The following is a 20,321-nucleotide window of genomic DNA, read 5'->3' as shown; positions in this document are numbered from 1 at the left end:
AACCGATGGTTAAAAAGATATTTTTAATTCTGTTCCTTTTAAATGCCTCATTTATATATGCTCAAACCATTAAAACCGATATACTGGTTATTGGCGGTAGCGCAAGCGGTACCGCGGCAGCCATACAAGGGGCGCGGAGCAAATTAAAAACCCTGCTGGTTGAACCCGGGCCGTGGCTTGGCGGCAGCATGACCGTGGGAGGGATGTGTGTGGTAGAAGGCAACTGCAATTTGCCATCAGGTATTTGGGGCGAATTCCGCAAGCATGTGCAGAATTTTTATAAAAGCAGGTTGGGGTATGATACCGCGTATAACGCCACCCTGCGCTTTGAACCATACACCGGGGCGGCAATTCTCAAAAAAATAGCCGATACCGTAAAAAACCTCACGGTAAAATTAAATACCCCGTGGACAACCATAAGAAAAGACGGCACAGGCTGGCAGGTTAGCATCATTACGGATAACAGGGCCACCACGGTAAAAGCTAAAGTAGTAATTGACGCCACCGAAACCGGCGATGTAGCGGCAAAGGCCGGCGAAGTATTTGTATCGGGTTTTGACAGCGCGCAGGACACCGGCGAAGACCTGGCGCCCCAAGCCCCCCTGCCACGGATACAGGATATTACCTGGATAGCCATTTTAAAAGACTTTGGCAAAACTGCCGATAAAACCATTGCCAAACCCCAGGGTTATGATGCCGATGCCTATGCCTGTTTAAAAGGGAAGGATATTGCCAAAATGCTGAACGAGGGAAGGTTGCCTAACGATAAATATATGGTGAAATGGGCAGGCTGCGGCAACCAATACCCAACAACGGTTGAGGATTTGAAACCTGCTAACCGCGATGCCTTTTATGCCAAGGCTCGCCTGCATACTTTAGGGCTTATCTACTATTTGCAAACCGGGCTGGGCTTTAAAAATCTGGGTCTTGATGATGAATACCCAACTGCTGATCATTTACCTTATATGCCTTATATACGCGAAGCGGGTAGAGCCAGGGGCCTGGTGCGAATGACACTTAACGAGGTATATAAACCGTATGATCGCGAAGCCCGGCTATACCGCACAGCCATAGCCGTGGGCGATGCTTCGCCGGGACAGCATTACGGCGAGGGCACAGCCCCTAAAACAAATTATCCGCCGTTTATGGCCTACAGCATCCCGCTGGGTGCCGTTGTTTTGAAAGATCTGGATAACTTGCTGGTTACTGAAAAGGCCATGTCGGTGTCGCACCTGGTAAACGCCAGCAGCATGTACCCGTCGGTACAAATGACCATAGGGCAGGGGGCCGGGGCTACAGCGGCTTTCTGCGCATTTTTTAAAACCACCACAAAAAAACTAAACGTACGGATAATACAGGGCGAGCTGCTTGATTTTAAAGCCTGGTTGTTACCCTTTGCCGATATTAAACAGAGCGACCCTTATTTCAGGGCGATGCAGCAAGTTGGGGCAACGGGTTTGCTAAAAGGGATACCACAAATAAAGGGTAACAGCGCGCAGATGCTATTTATGCCCGATTCTGCGGTAAATACCGCCGAGGTTGAACCTTTTTTTAAGGAGATATATTCGCGTGCTTTTTTATGGTTCAATAAAGAAAAACCCGCCGGAAAATTTACGCAGGGTAACCTGCTGTCATTTATCAGCGAGATCACCTTAACCGAGCCAAAAACCCTACAGGTAAGCATGCAGAAAGCGTGGAAGGCGCAGTATAAATTCAGCTCTGATTTTGATTTGAACCGCCCGGTTACCAGGCGCGAGTTCGCGGTTTTGGCTAATAAGTTCTTAAACCCATTTGCACGCGCGGTTGATATTACAGGCAGAATGGTGAATTAAGCTGCTTTTACCTTCACATATAAGGTAAACCTATCCGTGTTCTGGCTTTAAAATAGCATACATGTGTTTATCCATCACTTCGCCATTTTTAATGAGCGCGTTACGCATAATGCCTTCTTTAACATAGCCGGCCTTTTCCAGCACACGCATGGATGCAGTATTTTTGCTGAACACGCCGGCTTCTATACGTATAATGGCTAAATATTTAAAGGCATAAGCGGTTATAAGGTTAACAGCCTCGGTTGCAATTCCGCGGCCCCAGTAAGGCTCGGCGAGCCAGTAGCCTATCTCGCCGGTTTTGCTGTTGGCGTTTATCATCAGGTCAATGGCTATCCCGCCGCAAGCTTCATCGTCTATTACAATGGCAAAGTTGGTGAGTGGCTGGCGGTTTTGTATAAAGTTTACCCAGGCTATAGCATCCTGCAGGGTATAGGGATAGGGGAACCTGTCCATTAAAAAGGCAGATACCCTGGGGTTGTCGGCATGCTTTTGCAGCGATTTTTCATCGCCATGAAGCCATCCCCTTAAAGTAAATCCTGATCCCTGTAATTCCATTTTGTAACAATAAAATGTCTAAAAATAACAATGATTGCCGAAACTGCTAAATTGCATGTATTTTAATAGCGATTTGCGTATAAACGTATACATGAAAAAACTACTTACTTTAATTTTTTTGATACAAGCCACGGGCGCATTTGCTCAGAAACTGGATACGCTTACCATTGAAAAGATCATGCGCGACCCTAAATGGATTGGAATATCACCTTCCGATATCCGCTGGAGCGATGACAGCAAAAAGGTCTACTTTGACTGGAACCCTGATAAATCCGCATCGGCCGAACTATATGCCGTTACCCCGGGCAATATTAAACCTCAAAAAGTAAGTATGGCCGAACAACGCGGTTTAACTACTCCAAATGGCGACTGGAATAAAAGCTTTACCCAAAAGGTTTTTGAAAAGAACGGCGACTTGTATCTGATAGATATAAAAACGGGGAAAGTCACCAGGTTAACCAATACCACTCAGGATGAAGACGCCCCCGTTTTTAGCGGCGACGAAAGCGAAGTATTATTTAAACAAAACAGCAACCTGTTTGCCCTAAAGCTTAGCAGCGGGCAATTAAGGCAGCTTACCAATTTTGTAAATTCATCAAAAAATAAAAGCGCGGACGAGGCGCTTAATGATCAGCAATTGTGGCTCAAAAAACAACAGCTTGAACTTTTTGACATTATTAAGAAAGAAGCGAAAGACGATAAATTGGATTCGGCCCGGAAAGCAGACCTGGAACCCCAAAAAATAAAGGAGCTGGTGATTGGTAACGACCGGGTAAACTCTGTAAAGGCAAGCCCTGATACCAGGTACGTAACTTACAGGCTGGTTAAAGCGGCTGATGGTGTAAAAAACGCCATAGTGCCCAATTATGTAACCGCGTCCGGCTTTACGGAGGACATTCCCAACCGGTCAAAAGTTGGGCGTCCGTCATCTACCTCCCAAACCTTTATTTTTGATACCCGGCGGCAGTCGGTTTACCCGGTTCTCGCTAATGACATTCCCGGCATAAAAGATCTGCCTGATTATCTGAAGGACTATCCCGCTGAACTGGCTGATCGAAAAAAACTCAATGCCGACAGAAAGGTAAATATAGAAGGGCCTTTTTGGAGTGCTGATAGCAAGAATGCCGTTGTTGTTATCAACGCGCTGGATAACAAGGATCGCTGGATCATGCGCCTTGAGCCTTTGACCGGTAAATTAACCCTGCTTGACCGCCAACGCGACGAAGCATGGATAGGTGGCCCGGGTATTGAGGATTCGGCAGCAGGAAATATTGGTTTTACTGATAACACCCATTTTTATTTCCAGAGTGAAGCCAGCGGTTATTCGCACATTTATTTGGTTGATGTAATAAGCGGCGTAAAAAAACAGCTCACCAGCGGTAAATGGGAAGTGCAAACCCTGCAGTTATCAACCGACAAAAAAACGTTTTATTTTACCGCGAATATTGATCATCCCGGTGTTACCGATTTTTACAGTATCCCGGTAAGCGGCGGCAAAACGGTTAAAATAACTGGTATGAAGGGCGGTAACCAGGTAACGCTTTCGCCCGATGAAAAATGGCTCGCCATTCGTTATTCTTATTCCAACAAGCCCTGGGAGCTGTATATACAGCCTAATAAACCCGGTGCAAAAGCTATACAGGTAACCCATTCCACTACTCCGGAGTTTGAATCATACTCGTGGCGCGATCCGGAGATCATCACTTTTAAAAACCGTTATGGCAGTGATGTTTACGCGCGCCAGTATCTGCCCAAAAAAGCCGACCCGGCAAAGCCCGCGGTTATTTTTGTACATGGCGCGGGGTACCTGCAGGAGGTAACGTATTCCTGGAGCTACTATTTCCGCGAGTTTATGTTCAATAACATGCTGGCCGATAACGGCTATACCGTACTTGATATTGATTATACCGCAAGCGCGGGTTATGGTCGCGATTGGCGCACGGGCATTTACCGCCACATGGGCGGTAAGGATTTAACAGACCAGGTTGACGGTGTGAAATATCTGGAAGAAAAATTTGGCATTAACCCAAAACATGTGGGTTTATACGGCGGATCATACGGCGGGTTTATTACGCTGATGGGCCTGTTTACCGAGCCCGATGTTTTTGCGGCAGGCGGTGCCATCCGTTCGGTTACCGACTGGGCACACTATAACCATGAGTATACATCCAATATTTTAAATGAGCCTTTTACTGACGAAAATGCCTATCGAAAAAGCTCGCCCATATATTTCGCCAATGGTTTAAAAGGGAATTTGCTGATGCTGCACGGCATGATTGACCAGAATGTGAATTACCAGGATATCATACGTCTTACACAAAAGCTAATTGAACTGCATAAGGAAAACTGGGAGCTGGCATCGTACCCGGTGGAAGATCATGGCTTTGAGCAGCCCAGCAGTTGGACCGACGAGTATAAACGTATATTTAAGCTGTTTGAACAAACGCTGAAAAATAAATAACTAATTATGCCATCGCCTGTTTTTTTACAAGCTATGGCATAATTGCTTGCGAGGACACAGGCAACGGCTGATAAAAATGGACAAGCCTGGTATTACTCAAGTTGATACATAAATCAACCAGTTTTTACCGGCTTGCTTTAACATTAAGTATAACTTTAGTATAGTATACACCATTATACGTATCCGGCATATCAGGATCGTATATATTTTCCGACTTAAGCTCCAGGTTATGAGCTGTTAAGGTTATAATCTCGTAGGTAACGGAATTGATGTTTTGGTGGCCATCGTCGGTAGTGATCTTAAGATAATTTTTACCGCCTGAACTGCTCACAGTATAGGTATTGGTTCCACTTATATCATCATCAGTAATGGTACCGGTTACCACCCCTTTATTCGTAAAAGTTACCTTGTCATCTCCAGTATCTTCAGACCCTAAGAATTTATCATTTTTATCATAAAAAGATATGTTAGAACTGTTTACAGTCCAGGTGCCAACAATGGAAACGGAAGCATCTGCAGGAGAGTTTTTATCTTTTTTACAGGCAAATAAAAACAGGCAAAGCAAAATAGCAGGAATTACTTTTTTCATGTAAGGTTAGGTTTTAAATTCTAATTAGCAGTTATACGCTTTTAAGTAGTCCAAATGTTGCCTTAATTAAATAATTGTTCTCATTGTTACATAGTTCTTTTTGTTAATTAATAATCAAAAAAGATTAAAGCAAGTTTATTACATTAGAATGAGTTACATAAACCCCGGCGCGGGTAACAGCAATGAAAAAAATATTATGGCTAATTGTATTAATTAATTGGGGCTGCACGGCTAAAAATGATAATAAGGCGGTGCAGGTAAGCTTTACAAACAATAAGCACGCTATACAGATCAGCGGGTTAAATAACGCCATTATACAGGATATTGCGCGCGACTCTGCCAATGGCAGCTGGCAAAGCCTGTTGCCTGTTTACCGGATGCCTGCTGATACGGATATGAAAAATTATCAGCCAGTACAGCCCGGCACATACCAGATTAGGGATAGTGTCGTTATTTTTACACCAGATACGCCTTTTGTAGCCCATCAAACCTATTTTGTACGATACTATAAATTTGACGAAGGGAATAAAGTAAGCGATTTTATTATGGGGCATAACAGGCCGGGTAGTTTACAATATTCTGACTTAACATTTAAGTAATAAACTGTGGTGAATTGCTTGAAAATCAAATATTATTATGTATATTTGCACCTAATTAAAAAAAGAGGGGGCGATTTGTCCCCTCTTTTATTTTATCAATCAAATTATCAATCAAAAACACCGGAGGATAATGAATATTGAAAAAAGGGTAAAAGAACTGGTTGAAGAGAAGATAGCCGACAAGCCCAATTTGTTTTTGGTAGATGTTAAAATGCACAGCAACGGAAAACTTATTGTGTTGCTTGATGGTGATAACGGCGTAGGCATTGATGATTGTGTGCAGGTGAGCAGGCACGTAGGCTTTCACCTGGAAGAGGAAAACGTGATCGAAACGGCATACAACCTGGAGGTTTCATCGCCGGGGATTGATTACCCGCTATCGTCAATCAGGCAATATGCCAAAAACGTAGGGCGCAACCTGGCTATAAAAATGGCCGACGGCGCTAAAAGAGAAGGCAAGCTGACGGCTGTTACTGAAGATGCCATTATTATTGAAGAAAAAATAAAAGAAAAAGGGAAAAAAGCCGAAACTATTGAAAGCGTTATCCCTATTGATAAAATAACAGAAACAAAAGTTTTAATATCATTCAAGTAGAAAATGAGCAATATTAATTTAATTGATTCTTTTCAGGAATTTAAAGATTTCAAGAACATTGACCGCCCAACCATGATGAGCGTTCTGGAAGACGTTTTCAGAAGCATGATCAGGAAAAAGTATGGCACTGATGAGAATTGCGACGTAATTGTAAATACCGATAATGGTGACCTTGAAATATGGCGCACCCGTAAGGTGATGGAGGATGGCTTTAGTGAAGATGATGATCTGGAAATAGAATTGGCGGAGGCCCATTTATATGACGCGGACCTTGAAGTTGGGGATGATTATATTGAGCAGATCACGCTGGAAAGTTTTGGTCGCCGTGCTATTTTAGCGGCACGCCAGACATTGGTTTCAAAGATTCTGGAACTTGAAAAAGACGAGATATTCAAAAAATATAAAGACCGTGTTGGTGAGATAGTTACCGGCGAAGTTTACCAGGTTTGGAAAAAAGAGACCCTGGTGTTGGACGATGAAGGTAATGAACTGCTGCTTCCAAAAACCGAACAGATACCTGCCGATTACTTTAAAAAAGGCGACAGCGTAAAAGCGGTGGTGTATAAGGTGGATATGTTGAACAGCAACCCCAAGATCATCATTTCGCGTACGGCTCCTGAGTTTTTACAGCGTTTGTTTGAACTGGAAGTACCTGAAATTTTTGACGGGCTCATCACCATTAAAAAGATTGTTCGTGAACCGGGCGAAAGAGCTAAAGTGGCTGTGGAATCATATGACGACCGTATTGATCCGGTAGGTGCCTGCGTTGGTATGAAAGGATCACGTATACATGGTATAGTACGCGAGTTGAAGAACGAAAATATCGACGTAATAAACTTTACCAACAATGTTCAGTTGTATATTCAGCGGGCATTGTCACCAGCCAAAATAACTTCTATTAAGCTGGACGACGAGAAAAAAACAGCCGCCGTATATTTAAAGCCTGATCAGGTATCATTGGCGATTGGTCGCGGTGGCCATAATATTAAATTAGCAGGCAAGCTTACAGGCTATGAAATTGATGTTTACCGTGAGGCTGATGAGCATGACGAAGATGTGGACATCGAAGAATTTTCAGACGAGATTGATAGCTGGATAATTGATGAATTTAAACGCATTGGTTTAGATACAGCAAAATCGGTGCTTGCTTTAACAGTAGGAGAATTGGTAAAACGTACAGATTTGGAAGAAGAAACTGTAAAAGAAGTGTTATCAATATTGAATGCTGAGTTTGAATAAGCATAATAACCAAAATTAAAATCGTATTTTTGCGATTATAAGCAGAGAAAGTATTAATAAATGTCAGAAGACAAATCAATAAAATTAATTAAAGCAGTAAAGGAACTCAACATTGGGATGGGTACCATTGTCGATTTTTTGGCTACAAAAGGCTATAAGGTTGAAAAACAACCTATGGCGAAGCTGGATAGCGACATGTATAGTGCCTTGTTGAAGGAGTTTGCTGTTGATAAAAGCATTAAGGAGGAAGCCAAGCAGATCAGTATCGGTAAGATCAGAAAAGAAGAGCCTGCTGCTTTCCCTGAGAAGCCGCTTGAAAACCGCCGTTCAAGAGATTTTGAGAACGAAGAGATCCTGATCAAGAATACTGGTCATTATACTTCGCCGCAGGCAGAAAAACCAAAGCCGGTTGAGCCTGCCCCAGAAAGATCTGAAGAGCGCAACGATGTTTTGCCGGGTGTTAAGGTTGTGGGTAAAATTGACCTCAACAACCTGAATGCGAGGCCGCAGCCTCCAGTTGAAAAACCGGCAGAGCCAAAGCCTGTTGAAGTTGCAAGTCAACCAGAAGTTGTGGCTCCTGTTGAAAAACCGGAACCCAAAGCAGAAACGCCGAAAGAAGCAGCTCCCGAAGCGCCAAAACCGGAAGTAAAGGTTGAAGCTCCAAAACCGGAGCCGCAGCCCGAGGCTCCAAAAGCCGAAGAGCCAAAAGCACCGGTTGCTGAGCAGCCGCCGGTTACGCAGGCCCCTGTAGCTGAAACTACAGCCGATGACAATAATCAGGAGCCAGACGTGATAAGGGCGAAAGCCGAACGCTTGACAGGCCCGAATGTGATTGGTAAGATACAATTGCCGGTTAATGCGCCTAAGCGCAACCCTATTGCATCATCATCAAACGCTAATAACGCTGATCATAAACGTAAAAGAAAACGTAAAGACAACCAGGGTAACCCTCAGCAAGGTGGCGGGCAACAAGGTGGTGGCAATCACCAGCATCCGCAGCAGCAGGGTGGGCATACGCCGCCTGCAGGTGGAACTATCAATCCAAACCGCCCTGATTTCAGGAACCGGGGGAATAATCCAAACGCCGGTGCGCCCGGTCATGGAGGTGGTAACCGTCCTGATTTCAGGAACAACCGTAATGCCCCTCAAAGCAATGTGCCTAAAGAGGAACCATCAGAAAAAGATATACAAGACCAGATCAAGGCAACACTGGCCCGTTTAAGCGGTGCCGGTAAATCAGGCAAATTTGCACAGCGGGCCAAATTCCGCCGTCAAAAACGCGATGATGTGGCCTCATCAGCCGAAGAGCTGGCACTGGAGCAGGAACTGCAATCAAAGGTGTTGAAGGTTACCGAATTTGTAACCGCCAATGAACTGGCCCTCATGATGGATGTATCGGTAACGCAGATCATATCTACCTGTATGAGCCTCGGTTTGTTCGTATCCATTAACCAAAGGCTTGATGCAGAAACACTGAGCATTGTTGCCGATGAGTTTGGTTACCAGATTGAGTTTGTAAAACCTCAGGATGAAGAAGCTAACCTTGAGCAGGAAGATGATCCGGCTGATCTGATACCGCGTGCGCCAATTGTAACCATTATGGGTCACGTTGACCACGGTAAAACTTCATTGCTTGACTTTATACGTAAAACAAACGTTATAGGCGGCGAAGCCGGGGGTATTACCCAGCACATTGGCGCTTATGAAGTAACCTTACCGGGCGACAAAGGCAAAATAACATTCCTGGATACACCGGGCCACGAGGCGTTTACCGCCATGCGTGCACGTGGTGCACAGGTTACAGATATTGTAATTATAGTAATAGCTGCAGACGATAGCGTGATGCCGCAAACCCGCGAGGCTATAAACCACGCGCAGGCAGCAGGTGCACCTATAATTTTTGCATTCAATAAAATTGATAAACCCGGCGCTAATGCCGATAAGGTACGTGAACAGCTTTCGGCCATGAACATTTTGGTTGAAGAATGGGGCGGTAAATATCAAACACAGGAAATATCGGCTAAAACAGGTTTAAATGTTGACCTGCTTTTGGAGAAGGTATTGCTTGAGGCCGAATTGCTTGAACTTAAAGCCAATCCTAACAAACGTGCAGTAGGTACTGTTATTGAAGCAGCTTTAGACAAGGGCCGCGGTATAGTAACTACCATACTGGTACAAGCTGGCAGGTTAAAAGTTGGCGACCCGATACTGGCAGGCTGTTACAGCGGTCGTGTTAAGGCCTTAACCAACGAGCGTGGCCAAAGGGTTGAGTCTGCAGGACCATCAACACCGGTACAGGTATTGGGTATGCAAGGCGCACCTACAGCAGGCGATAAGTTTAATGTGCTTGAGAGCGAGGTTGAAGCCCGTGAAATTGCCAATAAACGTTTACAACTACAGCGTGAGCAAGGTTTACGTACTCAAAAACACATCACCCTTGATGAAATTGGCCGTCGTTTGGCAGTTGGTAACTTTAAGGAGCTTAACATTATTGTTAAAGGTGACGTGGATGGATCAATCGAAGCATTGTCTGATTCATTACTTAAATTATCAACCGAGCAGATACAGGTTAACATTATATCCAAAGCGGTTGGGCAGATATCTGAATCTGATGTATTGCTGGCCTCAGCATCTGATGCCATCATCATTGGTTTCCAGGTTCGTCCGTCGGGAAGTGCGCGTAAACTTGCCGAAGCCGAGCAGATCGATATCAGGCTTTACTCTATCATCTACGATGCGATAAATGAGATAAAAGCCGCAATGGAGGGCATGCTTGCACCAACCTTTGAAGAGAAGATAGTTGCTAACGTTGAAATACGTGAAACCTTCAAGATCAGTAAGGTGGGTACCATTGCAGGTTGTATGGTATTGGATGGCAAAATTAACCGTAACAGCAAGATCCGTGTTATACGTGATGGTGTTGTTATTTACACCGGCGAACTGGCTTCATTAAAACGCTTTAAAGACGATGTTAAAGAAGTTTCAACCGGTTACGAGTGCGGTTTAAATATCCAGAACTTTAACAACATTGAAGTGGGCGACATTGTTGAAGCCTATGAAAATGTTGAGGTAAAACGTAAGTTATAACCAGTAGAATATTAAATAGTGAAGGGCTTATCTTTTAAAAGATAAGCCCTTTTTGTTTTTCTGCAAATGTGCCGGGCGACGACCAGTGTTGTTGTTTAGACGCCTCATTTGCGTCTAAAATTATACCGAACAAACAGGCCGGGAGTATAAACCCGCTTTATTTACCAGTCAATGTTACAAATGAGTTTGGCAATGCGTAATGTGCTATAATCACCTTTTGTATAAAAAGTGTTATTTGTAACATGATTAATACATTTAATACTTTTAAACTATATTCTTCATAACCGTTTGATATTTAACTTAAAGTAATGTAAATTTCATTTTTGTACAAACTTAGATGGGAAAAAAAATACTCCTAACCCTTATTGTAATATCCTGTATCATCATTTGCAAACGTTCGCAGGCGCAAATCATAGCAAGTGATACCAGCCAACAGCCCGCCCTGGGGCATATTATTGATAATTATAACACGGCCATAAATGAGCAATCGCGCTTATACAACGGCCCGGAATATGACCTTTACAATCCTAACATAAAAGGTAACGCCTACTTTACCGATTTAAATGAATTTGCCCGCGGTACGGTTACTTATGACGGTATATTTTATAAAAATGTACCCATGATGTATGATATGTACAAAGATGTTATTGTGGTATTGCTTTATAATAAGTTCTCCCGGTATTCGCTGCTTAGCGAGCGGGTTGAAAGTTTAGACTTGCTAAACCATCATTTTATATATATCAAAACAGATTCATTAAATGCCAACGCGGGTATAAGTACAGGTTTTTATGACCAGCTATACAATGGAAGTCTTGAAGTATTGGTTAAGCGCTCAAAAGCCCTGCAAAACACCACAGGTACAAATACCATTGAAACCTATTTTACATCAAGTAAGAGTTTTTATTTAAAAAAGGGTAACAGCTATTATAGCATTGGCAGCCAAAGCACAATGCTTAAGATCTTGAATGATAAGAAAAAGGAGCTGCAGCAATATATAAAAGCCAATAAGATAAAGTTTAAGAAAACTCCCGAAGAAGCCCTGGTTGCTATAGCTGCCCGGTATGATGAGTTATCCAGATAAAGTATACGGTTCTTAATACGGATACAATGGGTTACCTGGGTGTTTAATGCACCTGTGTAAAATATGGCCGGGTATAAGACAGGAAAAAATAAAAAGCGCTGATGAAAAAAATCTACTTTCTGAGTTTCTGTTTTTTGATACTGTTTAAACTGGGCTATGCACAGCAAAACCCGGCTGCATCAATAAGTGTAAACTTTCAACAGGTTACTATTGATCAATTTGTAACAGAACTGGAAGCAAAAAGCGGGTATCATTTTTATTATGATCCTATCCGGTTTGATAGTTTGAAAGTTACGGTTCAGGTAAATAACAAGCCGCTTGAAACCGTACTTGACATGGCTTTTAAAAACACAAATTTTCATTATGCTATTGCCGACCGGCAGGTGTTCCTTACCCGGGGCCGTGAAATACAGACCCGTCTTGCCGCAGGCTTTTTTGGAACCAGCCCGCTGGCCAAATCGTCACCCAATATAATCACCAATGTCCCGGTTGCGGATTTTACCGACGAAAAAGAAAAGAAAGTTCCTGAAGCTACTACCGAAAATAAACTTTATGAAATTGGGATAAAAACAAATACCATCGGATCGGGCAAAGCTACGCTATCCGGTTATGTACGCGATGGTAAATCGGGCGAATCAATAGTAGGCGCCAGTATTTATGTTACCAATACCAAAACAGGGGTAGCTACTGACCAATTTGGATACTTTACCATTGTGTTACCCAAAGGCAGGCAAATTTTAAGCATAAGAGGTATCGGTATGCGTGATACCCGCAGGCAAATTGTGCTTTACTCTGATGGGAAGCTTATTATTGAAATGCAGGAGCAGGTAACGAGCTTAAAAGAGGTTAAAATATCGGCCGAGAAGGTGGCCAATGTCCGCAATGTGCAATTAGGTGTAAACCGTCTTGATATCAAGAGTATTAAACAGGTTCCTACGGTATTTGGCGAAGCTGATGTATTACGGGTGGTGCTAACCCTGCCGGGTGTGCAGTCAGTAGGTGAGGCTACTACCGGGTTTAATGTGCGCGGCGGTTCGGCTGATCAGAATCTGATATTGCTTAATGACGCTACTATTTACAATCCATCGCACTTTTTTGGTTTTTTCTCCGCATTTAACCCCGACGTTGTAAAAGAGATCGAATTATATAAAAGCAGTATCCCCGAAAGGTTTGGCGGGCGCTTATCGTCTGTTTTGGATGTTACCAATCGCGAAGGCAATAAAAAGAAGTTTACCGGCTCGGCAGGTATTGGGTTAATTACCAGTCGCCTGAATGTAGAGGGTCCTATTGTTAAAGATAAAACCTCGTTTTCCTTTGGTGGCCGTATTACCTATTCAGATTGGCTGCTCCGTTTACTGCCCGAAGCCTACAAACACAGTCAGGCATCGTTTTATGATTTTAATCTCGATATAAGTCACCAGATAGATGATAAAAACAACATTTACCTAACCGGCTACATCAGCAAGGATAAATTTAAGCTCAACAGTGATACTGCGTATAACTACAGCAACCGTAACGCCAACATCAAGTGGAAACATAACTTTAACGATAAACTGTTCAGTTTAATTACGGCAGGCGTTGATCACTACCAGTATGGGATAGCAAGTTTTGATAACCCTGTTAACGCCTATAAACTTAACTTTGATATCAATCAAACCAATTTTAAAACCGATTTTACTTATTACCTGAACCGTAAAAATACAGTTGATTTTGGGGTAAGTTCCATTTATTACAAACTGCATCCGGGTAACCTGCAGCCTAATAATGTTCAATCGCTGGTGGTGCCTGATGTTGTTCCGTCGCAACAAGCTTTGGAGAGTGCCGCCTATGTTGGCGATAAATATGATATTACCGATGATCTTTCATTAAGCGCCGGTATCAGGTATTCACTGTATAATTACCTGGGGCCGCAAACGGTTTATAACTATGCGCCAAATTTGCCAAAAACAAGTTCAAACTTTTTGGATAGCACAACATATGCTAAAAGCAAGGTAATTAAAACCTATTCTGGACCCGAGATCAGGGTTTCTGCCCGTTATAACTTAGGTGATAATACCTCTGTTAAGGGCGGTTACAATACGTTGAGACAGTATATACATCTGCTTTCCAATACGACAGCGATAGCCCCAACCGATGTATGGCAGTTAAGTGACCCTAACATTAAACCGCAGTACGGCGACCAGGTATCGCTGGGTATATACCATAACCTGAAATCAAATACGATTGAAACATCGGTTGAAGTTTATTATAAAAGACTGAGGGATTATCTGGATTACCGGAGCGGCGCCAACCTGGTATTAAACCACCATATTGAGAATGATGTGCTGGGAACCGAAGGCAAGGCTTACGGCATTGAGTTCCTGATTAAAAAAGCAACCGGTAAAGCAAACGGATGGATAAGTTATACCTATTCGCGCACATTTTTGAAACAGAATGACCCTAATGCTGGCGAACTGATCAATGGCGGCGCCTATTATCCGGCTAACTTTGATAAACCTCATGATTTTAATTTTATAGGTAACTACAGGGTATCGCACAGGTTCAGTGTATCGCTTAATGTTACTTACAGCACCGGCAGGCCCATTACCCTGCCTATTGCGAAGTATGTGTACGGCGGATCGGAGCGGGTATACTATTCGGACAGGAACGCTTACCGCATACCAGATTATTTCAGGTCCGATTTTTCAATCAATATTGATGGCAACCATAAGGTACATCAGCTAACACACAATTCGTTCACCATAGGTGTTTATAACCTTACCGGGCGTCAAAATGCTTATTCAGCTTATTTTACCCAGCAAGCTGGTGTAATAAGCGGCTTTAAGCTATCCATATTTGCCAAACCCATACCATTCATTAATTATAATATCAGATTTTAAGATAATGATCAGAAAATGGAATTACATATATTGTTTGTCATTACTTGCTATGATAGGCACGGCTTGTAGAAAGCCGTATAATCCGCAGGTGATCAGTAATGATAATCATTACCTGGTTGTAGAGGGGGTGGTAAACAGCGGAAATGATTCCACTGTTATCAGTCTGAGCAGAACAGTAAAACTATCGGAAGATGTGCGCACACAGGCAGTAACCAATTATACGGTTGCTGTTGAGGGGGAACAGGGTGGCAATTACGTGCTGCAGTCCCAGGGCAACGGGAAATACGAGATAGGCCCTATGCACCTTGATGCAACCAAAAAATACCGTTTGCACATTACCACGCCCGAGGGGAAAGAATACGCTTCGGATTATGTGGAGGTAAAGCAAACCCCGCCGATTGACAGCATAGGTTTTATGCCTAAGAACAATGCCCTGCAACTGTATGTAAATACGCATAACGCAGCCAATAATACACGCTATTATCGCTGGGATTATGAGGAGACTTGGAAATTTCATGCGAGATACCAGTCTGATTATATTGTTGACGCCATTACTAAAGAGGTAAGGGGCAGGCACCCGGATGAAGATGTGTATATCTGTTTTGCAAGCGATAAATCAAGTACGATAGTTTTGGGTTCATCAGAAAAACTTAGTCAGGATGTCATATTTCAGGGGCCAATAACCACCATTCCGCGTAATGCTGAAAAACTCGAATTAAGATACACCATATTGCTCAAACAATATGCCCTGACCAAAGAAGCCTACCAGTTTTGGGAAAATCTTAAAAAGAACACCGAGCAATTGGGTAGTATTTTTGATGCTCAGCCAACACAGCTGAAAGGGAATATCCATAATATAAATGACCCGGCAGAGCCGATTATCGGTTACGTAAGCGTTTCCAGTACCCAATCAAAGCGGGTGTTTATTGATAACACACAGCTGCCTCAGGATTGGATCGCAAAATACCCTTATGATTGTGAACAGCCTGATTCGGCACTGTTTTTTAATCCCAAAACAGGTATAAGAGAGGTGGAAGCTTATATCATTAACGGGGGCTCGATACCTGTGAGTGCTATTGCTCCAACCGGGTTTATTATCGGGTTTACCTATTCATCAGAATCCTGTACCGTCTGCACTATAAGGGGCCGGGTCCAGAAACCATCATTTTGGAAAGAAAAATAATACCAACAACCAGGTATAGGTTATGAAAAAAATTAAAGGAGCGGTTAAAATTATATGGTTATTAATTGGGGCTTTATTGCAATTATATTCCAATTGCCGGGCACAGGCAATAAATCAAATTACAAATAGCTTTGAACAGTACAGGCATGGAATTGTGTATGAAAAAGTATTTGTTCATAGCGATAAGAGTACCTATTTGCCCGGCGAGATCCTTTGGTTTAAAATTTACGATGTTGATGCCAGTTTTCATAAGCTGCTTAACTTAAGCAAGGTTGTTTATGTTGATGTGCTTGATGATAGCCACAATGCGGTAATGCAGGCAAAAATCGCCATGAAAAATGGTATTGGCAGCGGTTCATTATACATTCCTGTATCATTAAGCAATGGCAACTATAAGTTAAGGGCATATACAAGCTGGATGAAAAATTTCAGTCCCGATTATTATTTTGAAAAGCAAATATTAATTGTTAACCCGCTAAGATCGCCCGATGCGGCTGTTAAAGAAACGGCGGCAAATTATGATGTGCAGTTTTTTCCTGAAGGGGGTAATTTAGTAGCCGGAATTGAAAGTAAGGTGGCGTTTAAAGTAACAGCGCCAGACGGTAAAAGCCTGGCGGCATACATGGGCTCGGTTATTGATCAGCATAACGATACTGTGGCGCGTTTTAAGCCTCTAAAATTTGGAATAGGCAGTTTCATGTTCACGCCTGCCGCAAACAGCACTTACCGGGCCGTTATTAAAGCCGGGTACAATAGTTTGGTTAGTAAGGACCTGCCGGCCGTTGGCAATCAAGGGTATGTAATGCAATTAAAAGATAATGGTGGCCCTCAATTGGAAGTTACTGTAAAAAGTGCAGGCACAACCGGGGGCGAGGTATATCTGTTTACACATACCCGGCAGATAGTTAAGGTAGCGGAGAGTGCAAGTTTAAATTCAGGAAGCGCAAGTTTTACAATTGATAAAGCCCGGTTAGGTGATGGCATATCGCACATTACCATTTTTAACAGCGCCAAACAACCGGTATGTGAGCGGCTGTATTTTAAACGGCCAAAACAACAATTGTTTATTGAGGCTTCTGCGGATCAGCCACAGTATTCTCCACGTAAAAAAGTTACTGTAAATATTTCGGCCAAAAATACATCCGGTAAACCCCTGCCGGCCAATTTATCAATGGGAGTTTACCGGATCGACTCCCTACAGCATGTTGATGCAGGTGACATTGTTAGTTACCTGTGGCTGAAATCCGATCTGCGGGGAGCGATAGAATCTCCCGATTATTATTTTAAGAATATCAATGCCGAAACAGAGACAGCAATTGACAACCTGATGCTTTCGCAGGGTTGGCGAAGGTTTCAATGGAATAACGTACTTAACAATGTAACACCGGCATTTAATTTTTTACCCGAGTACAATGACCATCTTATAACAGCTAGGGTGGTTACAACAGCCACAGGGGCCCCAGCCAGGGATGTAGTGGTGTATTTGAGTGTTCCGGGAAAACGGGTACAGCTCTACACTTCAAAAAGCGACTCGCTGGGCAGGTTGATATTCAATACAAAACAATTATTTGGCCCCGGCGAGATCATTGCCCAAACCAATTCAGAACGCGATACGTCCTATCGCATCGACGTTTTAAGTCCGTTTTCTGAACAATATACAAAGCATACAAAGCCGCGGTTTGGTTTAACACCAGGCGTACATAAAGCAATTGAGGAACATAGCCTGGCCATGCAGGTGCAAAATGTTTATGCGGGCAATAAAATAAAGCAGTTTTATGATCCTGGCGTTGATAGTTCAGGATTTTACGGCAAACCTTACAAAACTTATCTTTTGGATAATTATACACGCTTTACCACAATGGAAGAAGTATTACGCGAATATATAAGGGAGGTTAATGTGGTAAGGTCACACAAAAGATATCATATAAAAGTGCTTAATGATAACGGCTTTTTAGATGGCGACCCTTTAGTAATGCTTGACGACGTTCCTGTATTTAATATGGATAAAGTAATAGCTATTGATCCGTTAAAGGTGAGAAAGCTTGAAGTAATAAGAGACAGATACTATTATGGGCCATCAGTGTCAGAGGGCGTATTCAGTTTCACTACATATAAAGGTGATCTTGGAGGTGTTGAAATGGATCCTCATGCTGTGGTATTGGATTATGAAGGCCTGCAATTGCAAAGGGAATTTTATTCACCAGTTTATGATACTGATCTGGCTGCCAAAAGCAGGCTGCCCGATTTCAGAAACCTGTTATACTGGTCGCCTAATGTTAATACGAGTATGGCAGGGAAAAACCAATTGTCATTTTATACCTCCGATCAAAAGGGGAAGTATATAGGTTTGGTACAGGGAATAACCAGCGACGGCGAAGCCGGAAGTCAGTATTTTAACTTTGATGTGAAATAAAAGCGAAAAATGTTAAAAAAAGCAAAAAGCAGCGTAAAAATGAAAGTTTTAGTCGCTTTTTGTTGATATTTAGGTGTTTAAGTTGTTAAAAAAGGAAGAAAAATATATAGTTGGGGTCATAGGAAAAATGATAAAACGACAATAAATAAGTTTTTTTTAAAAACCACTTGTGTAATACAAAAAGCTGCGTATATTTGCAGACCCAAAAACGGAGTGGTAGTTCAGCTGGTTAGAATACATGCCTGTCACGCATGGGGTCGCGGGTTCGAGTCCCGTCCATTCCGCAGAAAGAGTAACAAACTCGATCAAAACCGCTTAAATCCAATGATTTAAGCGGTTTTTTTATGCCAAAAGCCCTCGTTTCAGACTAAGTTTTATGATTCATTCGGTTACCTATTCGGTTACCTGTTTGAATCAACTAATTTAGGTAACCGAATGTAGATTTAACTAATTGATTTTGAATTGATTAAATCAATGTCAAACAACATCAAAAGAGTTCAAAATTTATCAATTCGGTTACTTAAAAATGGTTATTTATGAAAAATTCTAACAGCTTTTCGATCCTAATCTGGGCAAACAAAGCAAAAGCAGATGTCAACGGTCAAATTCCACTTTATGCAAGGGTTACAGTAATGGGCAAAAGGGCGGAGATTTCGCTAAAAAAGAAAGTCAATCCTCAAAAGTGGGATGCAAAAACAGGCTTCATGAAAGGAAGCGGGAATGAGGTGCGGACAATCAACAATCACATCCACCGGATATCAGAAGCAATATTCAAAATATACAGCGAACTACAAAAGGACAGCGACTATATTTCTGCGGAGGAAATCAAAAACAGGTTCACTGGCGTACCCGACGAACGACGTTCACTACTTCAAGTCTTTGACGAACATAATAAAGATATAGCAAGCTTAGTCGGTAAGGATTATGTAAAGGCCACCCTGACCAAATACAAGACAATCAGAAGCAAGGTTGCAGAGTTCATTAACCTCAAGTACAACAAAACAGATATGTACCTTTACACGCTTGAATATGGCTTTATAACGGGATTTGAAAAATACTTGAAGATAGAAGCAGGTATTGACCACAATACTGCAATGGCCTATATAAAGAGACTGAAAAGGATAATCGGTATATCTGTCAATAATCATTGGATTAGCTTTAATCCATTTTCTGCCTTTAAATGCACCACGCGTAAAGTTGTTCGTGAAGAACTGACAGAAGAAGAAGTTAAGCGACTTGCTGAAAAAGTGTTTGCGGTTAAACGCCTGGAAGAAGTAAGAGATTGTTTTCTTTTTAGTTGCTATACTGGCTACGCTTTTGTCGATGCTTGTAAGTTATCTATGGCTAACATAGCTATAGGTAAGGACAATGAGATGTGGGTTAAAACCAGCAGGACTAAAACTAAAATTGTCGCCAACGTGCCATTGCTGCCCCAGGCAATTGAAATCATCAACAAGTACAAAACCCATGAAGATTGTATTTACACTGGCCGGATATTACCTATGAAAAGCAATCAGAAAATGAACGCTTACTTAAAGGAAATAGCAGATCTGTGTGATATAGATAAAAACCTTACAACTCACATGGCGAGACACACTTTTGCCACAACAATTACATTAGGCAATGGTGTACCTATCGAATCGGTAAGCAAAATGCTTGGGCATACCAAAATAACCACCACGCAAATTTACGCAAGAGTTAGAGAGCAAAAGGTAAGCATGGATATGAAAGCATTGAGATTAAAATTAACGGGGGATTCTTTCACGAAATCCTAGTGCGGGAATAAAATCTCGAATTGCTTAAGAGTT

At 42.4% G+C, this 20,321-nt stretch carries 13 protein-coding genes and 1 tRNA gene; 12 read left to right on the top strand and 2 right to left on the bottom strand.

Features of this window, described 5'->3' with window-relative positions:
* Positions 1-5 precede the first annotated feature (5 nt).
* Positions 6-1,832 (top strand): FAD-dependent oxidoreductase, encoded by a 1,827-nt coding sequence (locus tag J2W55_RS07555; RefSeq protein WP_310093785.1) that lies wholly within the window; start codon positions 6-8, stop codon positions 1,830-1,832.
* Between the two features lie 30 nt (positions 1,833-1,862).
* Here J2W55_RS07555 and J2W55_RS07550 read toward each other — a convergent pair whose 3' ends face one another.
* Entirely contained in the window at positions 1,863-2,387 is a 525-nt protein-coding gene (locus J2W55_RS07550; RefSeq protein WP_310093782.1) for a GNAT family N-acetyltransferase, read from the bottom strand.
* Between the two features lie 91 nt (positions 2,388-2,478).
* Here J2W55_RS07550 and J2W55_RS07545 point away from each other — a divergent pair, with 91 nt between their 5' ends.
* Complete coding sequence (locus J2W55_RS07545) at positions 2,479-4,848, top strand: S9 family peptidase (protein ID WP_310093780.1); 2,370 nt, start codon at positions 2,479-2,481, stop codon at positions 4,846-4,848.
* Positions 4,849-4,972: 124 nt separating this feature from the next.
* On the opposite strand, the gene J2W55_RS07540 is transcribed toward J2W55_RS07545, so the two are convergent.
* Positions 4,973-5,437 carry a lipocalin family protein gene (locus J2W55_RS07540; RefSeq protein WP_310093777.1) on the bottom strand — a complete coding sequence of 155 codons (465 nt, stop codon included), beginning with the start codon at positions 5,435-5,437 and terminating at the stop codon, positions 4,973-4,975.
* Positions 5,438-5,619: 182 nt separating this feature from the next.
* On the opposite strand from J2W55_RS07540, the gene J2W55_RS07535 reads away from it, so the two are divergent.
* The 10 genes from J2W55_RS07535 (at position 5,620) to J2W55_RS07490 (ending at position 20,288) form a co-directional block, all read left to right on the top strand.
* Positions 5,620-6,036 carry a hypothetical protein gene (locus J2W55_RS07535; protein WP_310093774.1) on the top strand — a complete coding sequence of 139 codons (417 nt, stop codon included), beginning with the start codon at positions 5,620-5,622 and terminating at the stop codon, positions 6,034-6,036.
* 130 nt (positions 6,037-6,166) lie between these two features.
* Positions 6,167-6,631 carry a ribosome assembly cofactor RimP gene (gene rimP, locus J2W55_RS07530; protein ID WP_310093771.1) on the top strand — a complete coding sequence of 155 codons (465 nt, stop codon included), beginning with the start codon at positions 6,167-6,169 and terminating at the stop codon, positions 6,629-6,631.
* Between the two features lie 3 nt (positions 6,632-6,634).
* Entirely contained in the window at positions 6,635-7,870 is a 1,236-nt protein-coding gene (gene nusA / locus J2W55_RS07525) for a transcription termination factor NusA (RefSeq protein WP_310093768.1), read from the top strand.
* A 60-nt stretch (positions 7,871-7,930) separates the two neighbouring features.
* A complete protein-coding gene (gene infB / locus J2W55_RS07520; RefSeq protein ID WP_310093766.1) occupies positions 7,931-10,957 on the top strand; it encodes a translation initiation factor IF-2 in 3,027 nt (1,008 codons plus the stop codon).
* 337 nt (positions 10,958-11,294) lie between these two features.
* On the top strand, positions 11,295-12,038 hold the full coding sequence (locus J2W55_RS07515) for a hypothetical protein (RefSeq protein ID WP_310093764.1): 744 nt from the start codon (positions 11,295-11,297) through the stop codon (positions 12,036-12,038).
* 101 nt (positions 12,039-12,139) lie between these two features.
* A complete protein-coding gene (locus J2W55_RS07510; RefSeq protein ID WP_310093762.1) occupies positions 12,140-14,917 on the top strand; it encodes a carboxypeptidase-like regulatory domain-containing protein in 2,778 nt (925 codons plus the stop codon).
* 4 nt (positions 14,918-14,921) lie between these two features.
* Positions 14,922-16,100, top strand: a complete 1,179-nt coding sequence (locus tag J2W55_RS07505; RefSeq protein WP_310093760.1) for a DUF4249 domain-containing protein — start codon at positions 14,922-14,924, stop codon at positions 16,098-16,100.
* Between the two features lie 22 nt (positions 16,101-16,122).
* Positions 16,123-18,513: a hypothetical protein gene (locus tag J2W55_RS07500; protein WP_310093758.1), complete on the top strand. Its 2,391-nt coding sequence runs from the start codon at positions 16,123-16,125 to the stop codon at positions 18,511-18,513.
* Positions 18,514-18,723: 210 nt separating this feature from the next.
* Positions 18,724-18,797 (top strand) — tRNA-Asp (locus tag J2W55_RS07495).
* A 252-nt stretch (positions 18,798-19,049) separates the two neighbouring features.
* Positions 19,050-20,288: a site-specific integrase gene (locus J2W55_RS07490; RefSeq protein ID WP_310093757.1), complete on the top strand. Its 1,239-nt coding sequence runs from the start codon at positions 19,050-19,052 to the stop codon at positions 20,286-20,288.
* The last annotated feature ends 33 nt before the right edge of the window (positions 20,289-20,321 follow it).

The organism is Mucilaginibacter pocheonensis, assembly GCF_031456535.1.
GTDB lineage: Bacteria > Bacteroidota > Bacteroidia > Sphingobacteriales > Sphingobacteriaceae > Mucilaginibacter > Mucilaginibacter pocheonensis.
Note: the sequence above shows the minus strand (reverse complement) of the source record. Positions and strands in the feature narration are given on the sequence as shown.